We start from the raw sequence: 13,507 nt of genomic DNA on the forward strand, positions 1-13,507 counted from the left end.
ATCTTTACATATCAAACTATTATTAATGATTAAGAACATCTATTATTTTCTATTAGCCTTACTTTTTACAGGACAAGGGTTTTCTCAAGTAGAAGAAGTCAATCCTCCAGAGTATATAAAGACCATCACTTTTAAAAGTCGAACCTCTTCTCAAGGTCAGTTGCCTATCATTAGATTAGGCGAAGCATTTCATTTAGAATTTGATGTTCTTACTACTGATGAACCCGACTTTTACTACACGATTGAGCATTATAATTATGACTGGACAAGATCCAATCTGGTGAAAATGGAATATATGACTGGTTTTGACAATTTCAGAATTGTTAATTACCAAAACTCATTTAATGCTTATCAGTTGTATTCTCATTATGATTTGCAAATTCCTAATAAGCAAACACGTGGCTTGACAAAATCTGGTAACTATATCATTTCAATTTTTAATGAAGATGAAGAATTAGTCTTCTCTAGAAAATTTATGATCTACAAAGAACAAGTTGGTGTTGGGTTAGATATTAAAAGATCTAGAGACGTGAAGTATATTGAAAGTAAACAAAGTGTTGATATCATCATAAATTCTGGCGGATTGAATTTAAACAATCCAAAAGAAACTGTTAAGACCTTAATTATTCAAAATAATAATTTACGCACAGCGATTACAGATATTAAACCTCAGTATACTATTGGAAAAGAGCTTATATATAAATACACTACCGAAACTGCATTTTGGGCAAGTAATGAATTTCGTTTCTTTGAAACCAAAGATGTTAGAGGTGCTAACGTTGGTGTTCAATTTATTGATCTAAAAGATATTTATCATAGTTATTTGTTTCTTGACGGACCAAGATATAGCCAACCTTACACTTACAACCCAGACATTAATGGTAATTTTTTGATTACTGCTTTAGACACTGACGACGTAGATATTGAAGCCGATTATACTAATGTTCATTTTTCAATCCTTCACCCAAAACTTGAAGATGGTGAAAGCATGTATGTCTATGGCAACTTTAATAACTATGCTTTAGAGGAAGATTTAAACAAACTATCATTTGATAGTAGCTCTGGCCGCTATGAGGCTATTATAAAACTCAAACAAGGATTCTATAACTACAAATATGTTGTAGTAGATAAAGATGGAAATCTCGATGAGGGAAAAATTAGTGGTGATTTTTGGCAAACTGAAAACAACTATAAAGTTCTAGTGTATTACAGAGACTTAGGTGCTCGCTTTGATCAACTTATTGGTTTTGGCGAAGCGAATTCGGTTAATATTACCAATTAATCCTTAACAATGAGTTGCTTATAAGTATCGTAAGTTAATTGTCTTTCAATAAATTGCTGAGAGGTTTCATTATAAGACACACAATGTTCTATTGGCTTTGCATAGACATGCAAACTAATTGACTTTCCTTCATAACTATTCTTTAATTTATGAAACCCTATGTTGTCATTCATAAAGGTGAGCTGATGTGGTAAAACCTTTTGTGATCCAACTTTTTTTAAATGCTGATTCTCCACATTAAAAAACACCTCTTCCATTTCTCCTTCTAAGAGGAATACCCAACAATCTTCACCATCGTGACCATGAATTGCTGTTTCTTGATCCTTTTCCCAGCATAAAAGAATAACTTCAAAATTGACATCTCTATACAAACAATTACGTGTATACTTTTGTTGAGACCAACTTTCAAAAGGCTTAAAATCTATTGAATTAAAATTGAAATTATTGAGTATAGCATTGTAATCTTCAATTGAAGATTGCGACAAAAGCGCTATTAGTTGCTGAATGTTTTCTTGGGATTTCAAGTAATGAATTTGATCTTTTAGGGGATTTTCATATTATTCCGAAAAATAGGAATAAATTTACACAAGCCAAAATTTAAGACCCATCACTACAAATGCATAACGATTTATCATTGTTCACCGAACTTGCAGAGCTTTTAATTTCCGAAGAAACAAATCGGCCTGTGGCTGCTCCTGTCGATACTAAAGCACTTTATAAAACTTTAGATCTTCAACTTAATGATGAACCAATAATAGACGATGAGTTTAAATCTATATTAAAAGATATTATAAAGCATACACCTAAAACAGCATCAACCTCATTTTTTAATCAATTATTTGGTGGAAGAATCCCTAGAGCAACACTTGGAGATTTATTAGCTGTTATGCTCAACAATAGTATGTATACCTATAAAGTTGCTGGACCTCAAGTTGGGATTGAAAAAACACTACTTAGAAAAATTTGTGATATCATTGAATACCCAGACGTTGCAGATGGCACTTTTGCTCCAGGAGGATCTATGAGCAACTACATGGCAGTTTTGATGGCTAGAGACAAGTATAATCCTTCGGCAAGAAACGAAGGGATAAACAATACAATGACACTCTATACATCTGAAGCTTCTCATTATTCTATTGCAAAAAACGCTGCTTTTATTGGTGTTGGAAGACAGCAAGTACGTACAATCAAAACTAATGATAGAGGCGAAATGCTAAGTGAAGATTTAGATGCTAAAATTTCAAATGATATCAGACAAGGCTTTCAGCCGTTTTTTGTAAATGCTACGGCAGGAACTACAGTCCTAGGAGCTTTTGATTCTATTGATAACATAAGTAAAGTCTGTAAAAAGTATGACGTATGGTTACATTTAGATGGCGCCTATTGTGGTGGTGTGATTTTTAGTGACGATTACAAACATTTAGTCAATGGCATTGCGCATACAGATTCGTTTAGTTTTAATGCTCATAAAATGTTAGGCACGCCTTTAAGTTGTTCTATTATAGTAACTCGAGACAAGAAATATTTATATGAATCGTTTTCTAATGAAGCAGAATATCTTTATCAAACCAACGATGACGATTTTAATCTCGGAAAAACATCACTACAATGTGGTAGAAGAAATGACGCATTAAAGCTTTGGACCTTATGGAAGTCTGTTGGTAATAACGGATTAAAAACTATAATTAATCACCAGTTCAAACTTGCTGAAGTTGCTAGAAACTATATCAATAACCACCCAGATTATAGATTATACAGTTTTGAAGATTCAATTTCAGTATGTTTTAATTACAAGGATATTCCTGCGAAAAAATTATGTACTGTGCTATACGAAAACGCCAAGCTCATGGTTGGTTTCGGAAATTTTAATGATCAAGATTTTGTAAGAATGGTAACCATTAATAGCGTATTAAAAGAAAAAGATATTATCAACTTTTTTAAAACCATTGAAGATTTTGCAGTTTCAACTGATATTTAAACCCGTTAATCGGTTGAATATCGTAAAGTTGTTAAAATTTTGCTTAATTTTAAAAAAGTCTCCAATTTAGTTGGAAATTATTTATTTTTGTAAGCTATTATTTTCAACACTTCATGGTTCAACAAGTTACAAGTGGGATTAAGATCTCCGTAGAAACATCATTTGAAGGTACATTTTATAAAAATTATAAAGTGCACTTTGCTTTTGGCTATAAAGTAACTATTGAAAATCAAAGTAAAGATTCTGTACAACTCAATTCAAGATACTGGAGAATACTCGACGCACTCAATAATGTAGATATTGTAGAAGGTGAAGGTGTTATTGGTAAAAAGCCAGTTTTAAAACCAGGAGAATCTCACACCTACAATTCAGGTTGTTTATTAACGTCTCCTTTTGGGGCAATGCAAGGTCACTATAACATGGTTAATTTCACAAACACCAATAAGTTTAAAGTGATTATTCCTTCATTTAAATTAAGTGCTCCTTTTGCACTCAACTAAAATTCGCTATAATTTTTTAAGTATTCAAACCTAAATATATCATCTCCTTGATAGATATGTAAGAATTGGCAATTTGAATAATGGCTAAATTGATATGTTTTTTCAAAGTTAAAACCTTCTGAAGACACTTTATAAATGCCATCACAATCAATATTTCCATAAGGGGAAATACGTCTAAAACGAAATTCCTCATGACTCCCAATATGATGTAACTCAAACCAAGCACCTGTACCTATTCCACTTAACCATTGTGCATGATCGCTTTTTATATCATTATGTTTGGGTTCTAAAGTTCCTATTACACTTGGACGATGTCCTTTAAGTACATCTAAAAATAAACGACGATTTTCTTTTCTAACAGTAGAATCAAACTCTGAAATATCTCCAACTTCAGACACCTTATATATAAAATCTTCGGTATCGGCAATAACCACATTGCCAATTGTACTTGGCGTAAATCCTTTTGATTTAATAAGCAAAGATTTGATCTTCTTATTAGTAACACTGGCAATTAGAACATCTGTTACAAAACGCGCACAATTACAGGCCTGTTTTATAAAGGCAGCATACCTTATAAACCCCTTGTTTTGCTCATTAGTTATATACGCTCTTGCCTTTTTATAATCTATTGTCTTACAAATCGAAGCATACATGTTTCCTTCACCATGAGTGAGTTTTGGCTGTGTTGCCAAAAATTTTAAAATCTCATTTAGGTTTTGTATTTCACCCTTTTCTATAGTTGCCTGCATGGGAAAATTTAGCTCAAAATCTGTTTCTTTCCCCCTTACTCGTCCGTACGGAGATGTTGTGATGTAGCGGCCAAAATCATGATATTCTAATACTCCTGTAGATTTATCTATAAGTACTAATGCTGCATGACCAGCTCTCACATGATTTCTACTACCAACAAATAAAAACCGTAAAAATGGAGAGTACCATTCTTTGGCATGAGAGACAATAGTTTCTGGATAGGCAAGTGTGAGAATGATTCCGTCGTTCATATGAATAGAATTGGTGGCAACTTACAAAAATTTATGCAGTATTTTAAGCTTGTTTTAATAGTCATTTAGTCATTAGTCGTCAAAAAATCGTAACTTTGCACCTTCAAAATAATAAGCAATTTTTAAACCTAATTTTAAGATGGGAAAAGGATTTTTCAACGTACCAGTAGCTATAAATGAGCCCGTAAAATCTTATGCTCCAGGATCTCCTGAGCGTGAAGCAGTTTTAGCTGCTTACAAAGACATGTGGAACACTAAAATTGATGTACCATTGTATATCAACGGAAAAGATGTGACAACAGGAAACACAAAAACCATGTCGGCACCTCATGATCATCAACACGTTGTTGGAACATATCATTTAGCAGAAAAATCTCATATAGAGGAAGCTATTGCAACGGCATTAGAAGCCCGAAAAACTTGGTCTCAATTGCCTTGGGAACAACGCGCTGGAATTTTCTTAAAAGCAGCCGAATTAATCGCTGGACCTTACAGAGCAAAAATTAATGCAGCAACTATGATTGCGCAATCTAAAACAGTTCACCAAGCTGAGATAGATGCAGCTTGTGAATTAATTGATTTCTTACGATTTAATGTACAGTTCATGACAGATATTTATCATGAACAACCAGAAAGCACTAGTGGCGCTTGGAACAGATTAGAATATCGGCCACTAGAAGGATTTACCTATGCAGTAACACCTTTTAACTTTACAGCTATTGCAGGAAACCTTCCAGCATGTATGGCTATGATGGGAAATGTTGTAGTTTGGAAGCCTAGTGACAGTCAAATATTTTCAGCCAAAATCATTATGGATGTTTTTAGAGAAGCTGGTGTTCCTGATGGTGTTATTAATGTGGTATTTGGAGACCCTGTGATGATAACTGATACCGTTATGGACAGCCCTGATTTTTCTGGATTACATTTTACAGGTTCTACGTTCATTTTCAAAGAACTTTGGAAGAAAATTGGGAACAATATTCATAATTATAAAACCTATCCTAGAATCGTAGGAGAAACTGGTGGAAAAGACTTTATTATCGCTCACAAAACAGCAAATCCAATTCAAGTAGCAACAGCTATCACTAGAGGTGCTTTTGAATTCCAAGGACAAAAATGTAGTGCAGCTTCGCGAGCGTATATTCCTTCCAACCTATGGAATACAGTAAAAGAACGTGTTATTGCTGATGTTAAGTCATTTAAAATGGGATCCCCTGAAGATTTGAATAATTTCATCACTGCTGTTATTCATGAAGGTTCTTTTGATAAGTTAGCATCATACATTGATGGCGCTAAAAATGATTCGGATGCTGAAATCATCGTTGGTGGAAATTACGATAAAAGCAAAGGTTATTTTATAGAACCAACCGTTATCGTGACTAGCAACCCAAAATACACAACCATGTGTACAGAATTATTTGGTCCTGTAATCACTATTTACGTATATGACGAAGACAAGTATTCTGAAACTTTAAAACTGGTTGATGACACTAGCGAATATGCATTAACTGGAGCTATACTAGCAACAGATAGATACGCCATTCAAGAAGCAACTAAAGCATTACAAAACTGTGCTGGAAATTTTTATATCAACGACAAACCAACTGGAGCTGTTGTAGGACAGCAACCTTTTGGAGGTGCTAGAGCTTCTGGTACAAATGACAAAGCTGGTAGTGCACTTAATTTATTGCGCTGGGTATCGCCAAGAATGATAAAGGAGACTTTTGTGACACCAACAGATTATCGCTATCCATTTTTAGGATAAAATCTTACACAATTTTATATTACAATCCTCAAATATTACAGTTTGAGGATTTTTTTTTGCTTTTGGTCTTAAATCACTTGATAACACATAATTAACTAAACGAAACTTTGTATCTTGTTAGTCGCAACTATTAATTAATCAATTATGATAAAAAATTACGTTCTAATTTTATTGTTATTCCCTTTCTGTATTCAAGCTCAAACAGTTGAGTTTGAATCGACACTTACTGCAGATTTAAGTGCATATACCGCAATCAATAGTGAAGTTGCTAATTTTGCTGGTTTAGGAGAATACGAAGTATTTCTAGATACCGATACTGGTGTTTTGGATAAACCAATTATTTTGGTAGATGGATTCGATCCAGGTGATACCAGAACAATTGCTGGTCTTTACAGCTTATTAGATTTTACTGGGTCTTCAGGCCCTGAAAATTTAGCCGATTTAGTTAGAGCCCAAGGGTATGATGTTATTATTTTAAATTTCCCGTCTTACTTTAGACTGGATGATAATTCACTTTTAAATATTGATAATGCTACAGACAATAATGCCGATATGGTCATTGACGAGCTCGATTACCCTGGAAGTACACTAGTTAATGGTGGAGCAGATTTCATTGAACGTAACGCAATGTTATTAGTAGATTTAATAAATACGCTTAATGGACCAGAAGCTCAAGGAGGTAAAGTAGGCGATGAAGAATTAGTTATCATTGGTCCAAGCATGGGTGGATTAATCTCTCGTTATGCATTGAACTTCATGGAAGAGGACGCTCAAGATCATGAAACAAGATTATGGATGTCATTTGATTCTCCTCATCTTGGCGCGAATGTCCCATTAGGTTTTCAACATCAATTTAACTTTCTAGGATTTGGTTTAGGTGACGATTTAAACGTTGTTGAATTACAAGGCATTGTAAACGGACTACTAAAATCACCAGCTGCAAGACAATTGTTAGTTGATCATTTCGAAGCTCATCTTTTGGATGGTAGTGAATTTGATTTTGACCCTACAAAGTTATTACCAGAAGCTCATCCTTATAGAGCAGTTTTTGAAAATAACATCAACAGTTTAACACCAACTGGTTTTCCACAGAATACGCGAAATGTATCTATCATAAATGGTAGTGGAATTGGAACTGCATATAAAGCTGCCGATGGCACGACAGATATTACTCCTGGTTTTGCTGCTTTGGCAATTGAGGACCTAGAAATTCCTGATTCTCCATTACCACAAACAACAGCCGATATCAATATTAACTTCACGCCTTTAACTGAAGATGATATGGGTAATGATGTTGGACCTCAATTAATAAGTAAGGTTTTTGTTGAAGGCTTTTTAATTTTTGGATTTATAACTCTTGTAGATGTCGAAATACAGGCAGAAGCTCCAAGTTTTTCAGATGGTATTGATGCAGCTTCAGGAGGCCTTTTCGATCTGGGAGGTTTTACTGATGGGCTAGGCGGAGATCCAATTATTGATAATTTTCTTACCTCATTAACAGTAAATAAATTTAGTTTCATCCCTTCGGTTAGTGGAATGGCCTTAGAAATTACAAATAATGAAGTTAATTGGTATCACGATATTAACCTTGGCGATCCAGGAGGAACAGGAGACACACTAAATAATACACCTTTTGTGAATTGGTATATGCCAGATGATAATGAAAATCATGTTGAACTCACCGAGGAAAATGTGGCTTTTGCACTTACTGAGATTTTTCAACAAACACTATCAAATACAGATTTTGAAACTATAACATCAATTAAGATTGAGAAGAATCCAATTGAAAATGAAATAACAATACTAAGTAGTAGAATTCTAGATGATGTCAATATTTCTATTATTGATATTACTGGAAAAGTGGTTTTTTCTTCTAATCAAACATTAGATAGAAGATCTTCAATCCCTTTAAATTTAGATTCGGGAATGTATATTCTCAATCTTGAGTCTAAAGACAACTATAACTACCGAACAAAGATTATTGTAAAGTAAAAAAGAAACCCTTTCAAAATTGAAAGGGTTTCTTTTTTTAGATAATTTCAAAATATGATGTAAGTATTTTGTCATTACCTCTACAAATACCTCATGATATTTATATACTTCATAATTGGTATTTTAGCAAGTGTAATTGGCGCATTACCTTTGGGTGCATCCAATATTGCTGTAATTAACACAACCATTAAGCAAAATGCCAAACAGGCTTTTAAAATAGCAATAGCAGCTGGTATTGCTGAAGTTATTCTTTCTTATTATGCGCTACATTGTAATATGGTTGTTAGAGACTTCTTTGACCAAAATATGTGGATTCAAATTGTAATTGTTGTAATTCTAATGGCAGTAGGTAGCTTTTTAATTTTCAAAAAGAATAAAGAAAAAGCATCCAAAAAAAAGAGACTAACATCATCTAAATATGCTACTGGATTTCTTCTAGGAATTTTAAACCCTCCAGTTCTGATTTATTGGATTGTTGCCTTCGGAATAATTAATAATAATGATCTTATGTTATCATTAGGTTCTCCTCTATTTGTATTATTTCTATTCTTTGCAGGAGTATACTTAGGTAAGCTACTAACATTGTATCTCTATAGCAAATTTAGTATCGCCATAAAAAATAAAGTTCAAAATATCACTTTGGTAATTAATAAAGTAACAGGTATATTATTAATTGTTATCGGTATCGCTCAAGCTATAAAATTGAGTTTATAAAATTGTCTTATCTGTAGTTGTCTACATCACCAATGGGATAATCTTCATAAAAATCTTTAAAAGTTTTTTCAGTTGTATAATTATCTCTTAATACTTTGTAGACCATTATTACAACAAAAACTTGACCTATACATGTTAAAAAGAACACCCAATTTAAAGGTATGTCCATTGCTGCTGCAATCGTGACTGTCACTAACAACAACGTGGTAACAACGACATAAAACATTACTGGGAATTTCATGTTGTTTTATTAACAAGATACTAAACAACAGGCATTTGAAGCAAAAATAGCTTTATAAAATTACGTTAATCTTTAGTGCATAACGAACTTAACTACTAAGCCTTCATTTGCACGAACATTAAAAACAGTATTATCTTCAAAAATAAGATACTGACCCTTAACACCTACCAATTTTCCTGTATATGTACCTACTTTTTCGATATTGAGGCTTTTAGGTTTTTCTGGGTATTTATGTACAGGAAACTCAAGATTTGTTTCGGTATTTGAAGCAATAAAATAATCTTTAGCTTCTTGAGGGATATATTTTTTTAATCGCTCTCTCCATTCGACTAAATTTTCATCTTCATTATCATTTTTGAGCATTTTTCGCCAATTGGTTTTATCTGCAACATGATCTTTTAATGCTACTTCAGTAATTCCAGCAAGATATCTATTAGGCACCTCTACAATTTCAATAGCTTCATGCGCTCCTTGATCTATCCAACGTGTAGGCACTTGAGTTTTTCTAGTGACACCAACTTTTACATTACTAGAATTGGCGAGATATACAATATGAGGTTGTAATTGAACTTTCTTCTCATATTCTAAATCACGATCTTCTTTACCTAAATGCGCAGTACTTAATTCTGGTCGCATAATCCAATCCCCAGCTTGTGGAATATCAAAAAAATCTTCTTTGCAAAACCCTTGGCGGTAAATAGGTTTATCTAATCCGCATTTCAAACATTGATGTTTTACAAACTCCATTGTAATGGTTTTATTCAATAACTGATTCATATTCAGGAAATCATTTTCCAATATCAAATAATATTGAATTGGCTCAGCTAGCTCCGTTTGCATTTTTGTTAAAACACCTTGATAAAACATAAAAAAAAGTATTATTTTTAAAACTTAAAGATACTATAAAAATGCCGATTCCATTAGTAAATTCTATTGCTTCCTGGTTTTTAAAAAAACGATTCCATCAAATTGAATTGTTTCTAAAATACCCAAATGAAGTACAAAACGAATTACTCTTTCAGCTCCTTTCAACCGCAAAGGATACTGAAATTGGTAAAAAGTATGACTTTGCATCTATTTCCACCTATGATACCTTTTGTGAACGCATTCCTATTTCTTCATATGAAGATTGTCAAGATATGATTGAACGGTCTCGTCGCGGAGAACACAATATCTTTTGGCCCAACCCAATCAAGTGGTTTGCAAAATCTAGCGGAACAACAAATGCTAAAAGCAAATTCATACCTGTAAGTACAGAATCATTAGAAGATTGTCATTACGCTGCAAGTAAAGATTTACTGTGTATGTATCTCAATAATAATGAAGATTCGCAATTGTTCACTGGAAAAAGTTTACGCTTAGGAGGTAGCAAAGAACTATACAAAGAGAACGGAACCGTATTTGGCGATCTATCAGCTATACTTATAGATAACATGCCTTTTTGGGCAGAGTTTAGCAGTACACCTAGCAGTAAAGTATCTTTAATGAGCGATTGGGAAGTAAAGATGAAAGCTATTGTTGAAGAAACCCGAAATGAAAACGTAACCAGTTTGGCCGGCGTTCCTTCTTGGATGCTTGTGCTACTTAATACTATTTTGGAAACAACTGGAAAAGACAATCTCTTCGATATATGGCCAAATCTAGAAGTCTATTTTCACGGAGGCGTAAGTTTTGTCCCTTATGTTGATCAATACAAGGCTATTTTACCTAAATCAGATTTTAAATACTACGAAATTTATAATGCTTCTGAAGGTTTCTTCGCTATCCAAGATCAAAATAATAGCAGTGAGTTATTGTTGATGTTGGATTATGGAATTTTCTATGAATTCATCCCAATGGATACCTACGGAACAGCTAATCAAAAGATTATTCCGTTGAGTGCAGTTGAAATTGGCAAGAATTACGCCGTTATTATTACAACTAATGCTGGCCTTTGGCGCTATAAAATTGGTGACACGGTAAGATTTACATCTATAAGTCCGTATCGTATAAAAGTTTCTGGTAGAACAAAACACCACATTAATGCCTTTGGAGAAGAATTGATTATTGAAAATGCTGAAGATGCGCTAAGAGAGGTTTGCTTTTCAACTAATGCTGAAATAGTTGATTACACAGCTGCTCCTATTTTTATGAATGGAAAAGATAAAGGATCACATGAATGGCTCATTGAATTTAAAACGCCACCTCAAAACCTCAAGACATTTAACGAGCTTCTAGATACCAAACTAAAATCACTTAACTCAGATTATGAAGCTAAACGCCTCAATAATATGACATTAAATATGCCAACAGTTCATATCGCTAGAGAACGTCTATTTTACGATTGGCTAAAGCAACATGATAAATTGGGTGGTCAGCATAAAATCCCTAGATTATCTAACAGTAGAGAGTATATCGACGAATTATTAAGCCTTAATATAACTTCATAGTCATTCATCGGTAAAATTCGCACAGCTTCTAAATTTGTCGGATTTACGTATAGTTTTATCTAATAAATGTCATAATAAAAGATTTTTTATATTTTTGATTATAATTTTAAATGTAATTAATCCCAAAACCCTCACAATGAAAACGCCTATCCTCACGGTGTTTACCATATTATTTTGTATGGTATCTTCACCTACGATCTCAAACCTAGATGGTAATCGTAATGATCCAAAACATTTTGATGAACTCAATAGAAGCGGACTAGAATTTTATGTCTATACTTCAAAAGTAAACACAAAATATTCTGAGATTCCTTCAGCTGTATTCAAAAACAAATTGATTATGGTGTCCTCTAAAAAAATTGGCGGACTAGGAAATGGTATAGACAAATATACCAATGAACCTTACTTTGAGTTATTCTGTCTTGATGTTGATGCTTATGGTTCTGTAAAGAACCCTTTGTTCTTTTCGAGAATTATCAATACAAAAGATAATGAAGGTCAAGTTGCCTTTTCTCCTGATGAACAAACTATGTACTTCACAAGAAGTAAACGTGAAAATTCTCAGAATTACCAATTGTATAAAGCTTTTTTAGAAAAAGACTCTAATGGTAACTGGATTAATGAACAAGAGTTAACTATTAGTGATCTCAACTACTCTATCGAAAATCCGCATGTATCATTTGATGGAACCGAATTATATTTTTCATCAAATATGCCAGGCTCTTTTGGTGGTTTTGATTTATATGTCGCTCAAATTAATCCTGATGGAACTTTAAATGATCCTGTTAATTTGGGACCAAAAATCAATACGAGGTTTGATGATAAATTTCCACATCTATCCAAAGATGGGAAAAAATTATTCTTTTCATCTAAAGGACATGAAAGCATTGGCGGTTTTGACATTTTTGTAAGTTCTATTTCAGAAGATATTAAAACGCCACGAAATTTAGGAAAAAATGTAAACTCCGAATTCGATGAAATTGCATTTATGTTTACAACCGAAGATAAAGGATTTTTCGCTTCGAATAAAGAACAAGGAAAAGGTAGTTTTGATATGTATCGTTTTAAAGCTAATGTTATTTACCAACAGTTACAAGGTGTGGTCGTGAACGAAGACAATAAACCTATTCCTAATTCAACTGTTGTATTATTTGATGTAAACGGAGATGAGATCGAACGACAGGTTACAGATATTGATGCCTTTTATAGCTTTAAAGTTAAAGCTTATGAACGCTACTCTATTAAAGTATTAAAAAATGGCTTTGAAAAATTTGAATCCAGATTTTCATCTTATAAAACTGATGCTATTATCTATAAAGAAACTTTAAAATTATCGCCAAAAATATCGGCTGTGAGTAATGACTAGTCATCTCTAAATTTTAAAACATCGACGAACAACACTATTTTTTCCCGAACAACGAGTATTATTGATGTTCATCCAAAAGCAAGCAAAGTCGTTTTTATTCTGAAATTATTGCAGCTATATTTACGAAGTCTTTAAGAAAAAAACATTTTGAAAAGGACATAAAATTGTAAAAAAATATTCAAAATATTGTTTAGCAATATTAGTTTTTAAATCCTAATAAAAAAACCACTCTCGGGAAA

At 33.1% G+C, this 13,507-nt stretch carries 12 protein-coding genes; 8 read left to right on the plus strand and 4 right to left on the minus strand.

Going from position 1 to position 13,507, the window contains the following annotated elements:
• Positions 1-25: 25 nt before the first annotated feature.
• On the plus strand, positions 26-1,282 hold the full coding sequence (locus Q0783_RS13435) for a type IX secretion system plug protein domain-containing protein (RefSeq protein WP_298895938.1): 1,257 nt from the start codon (positions 26-28) through the stop codon (positions 1,280-1,282).
• On the opposite strand, the gene Q0783_RS13440 is transcribed toward Q0783_RS13435, so the two are convergent.
• On the minus strand, positions 1,279-1,806 hold the full coding sequence (locus Q0783_RS13440; RefSeq protein ID WP_298895940.1) for a cysteine dioxygenase family protein: 528 nt from the start codon (positions 1,804-1,806) through the stop codon (positions 1,279-1,281). The genes Q0783_RS13435 and Q0783_RS13440 overlap by 4 nt on opposite strands.
• Before the next feature lie 92 nt (positions 1,807-1,898).
• Between Q0783_RS13440 and Q0783_RS13445 the strand changes: the two genes are divergently transcribed.
• Together Q0783_RS13445 and apaG are read left to right on the plus strand one after the other, a co-directional pair.
• Positions 1,899-3,260 carry an aminotransferase class V-fold PLP-dependent enzyme gene (locus tag Q0783_RS13445; RefSeq protein ID WP_298895941.1) on the plus strand — a complete coding sequence of 454 codons (1,362 nt, stop codon included), beginning with the start codon at positions 1,899-1,901 and terminating at the stop codon, positions 3,258-3,260.
• Positions 3,261-3,373: 113 nt separating this feature from the next.
• Entirely contained in the window at positions 3,374-3,760 is a 387-nt protein-coding gene (apaG, locus tag Q0783_RS13450; RefSeq protein ID WP_230936663.1) for a Co2+/Mg2+ efflux protein ApaG, read from the plus strand.
• Here the strand turns inward: apaG and Q0783_RS13455 are convergent.
• Positions 3,757-4,761 carry a DUF6695 family protein gene (locus Q0783_RS13455; RefSeq protein ID WP_298895943.1) on the minus strand — a complete coding sequence of 335 codons (1,005 nt, stop codon included), beginning with the start codon at positions 4,759-4,761 and terminating at the stop codon, positions 3,757-3,759. The genes apaG and Q0783_RS13455 overlap by 4 nt on opposite strands.
• A 139-nt stretch (positions 4,762-4,900) precedes the next feature.
• Between Q0783_RS13455 and pruA the strand changes: the two genes are divergently transcribed.
• The 3 genes from pruA to Q0783_RS13470 all read left to right on the plus strand — a co-directional run bounded on the left by pruA (position 4,901) and on the right by Q0783_RS13470 (position 9,232).
• A complete protein-coding gene (pruA, locus tag Q0783_RS13460) occupies positions 4,901-6,526 on the plus strand; it encodes an L-glutamate gamma-semialdehyde dehydrogenase (protein WP_298895945.1) in 1,626 nt (541 codons plus the stop codon).
• 144 nt (positions 6,527-6,670) lie between these two features.
• Complete coding sequence (locus Q0783_RS13465) at positions 6,671-8,518, plus strand: T9SS type A sorting domain-containing protein (protein WP_298895947.1); 1,848 nt, start codon at positions 6,671-6,673, stop codon at positions 8,516-8,518.
• 93 nt (positions 8,519-8,611) lie between these two features.
• Positions 8,612-9,232, plus strand: a complete 621-nt coding sequence (locus tag Q0783_RS13470; protein WP_298895949.1) for a LysE family transporter — start codon at positions 8,612-8,614, stop codon at positions 9,230-9,232.
• Positions 9,233-9,239: 7 nt separating this feature from the next.
• Here Q0783_RS13470 and Q0783_RS13475 read toward each other — a convergent pair whose 3' ends face one another.
• Together Q0783_RS13475 and Q0783_RS13480 are read right to left on the minus strand one after the other, a co-directional pair.
• Complete coding sequence (locus Q0783_RS13475) at positions 9,240-9,473, minus strand: hypothetical protein (RefSeq protein WP_298895951.1); 234 nt, start codon at positions 9,471-9,473, stop codon at positions 9,240-9,242.
• Between the two features lie 72 nt (positions 9,474-9,545).
• Positions 9,546-10,340: a DUF2797 domain-containing protein gene (locus Q0783_RS13480; protein ID WP_298895953.1), complete on the minus strand. Its 795-nt coding sequence runs from the start codon at positions 10,338-10,340 to the stop codon at positions 9,546-9,548.
• A 41-nt stretch (positions 10,341-10,381) separates the two neighbouring features.
• Here Q0783_RS13480 and Q0783_RS13485 point away from each other — a divergent pair, with 41 nt between their 5' ends.
• Positions 10,382-11,902: a GH3 auxin-responsive promoter family protein gene (locus tag Q0783_RS13485; protein WP_298895955.1), complete on the plus strand. Its 1,521-nt coding sequence runs from the start codon at positions 10,382-10,384 to the stop codon at positions 11,900-11,902.
• Between the two features lie 136 nt (positions 11,903-12,038).
• Positions 12,039-13,268, plus strand: coding sequence for a hypothetical protein (locus Q0783_RS13490; RefSeq protein WP_298895957.1), 1,230 nt, complete (start codon positions 12,039-12,041; stop codon positions 13,266-13,268).
• The last annotated feature ends 239 nt before the right edge of the window (positions 13,269-13,507 follow it).

Origin of the sequence: uncultured Psychroserpens sp. (assembly GCF_947500255.1) — a bacterium.
In the GTDB taxonomy this organism is placed as follows: domain Bacteria; phylum Bacteroidota; class Bacteroidia; order Flavobacteriales; family Flavobacteriaceae; genus Psychroserpens.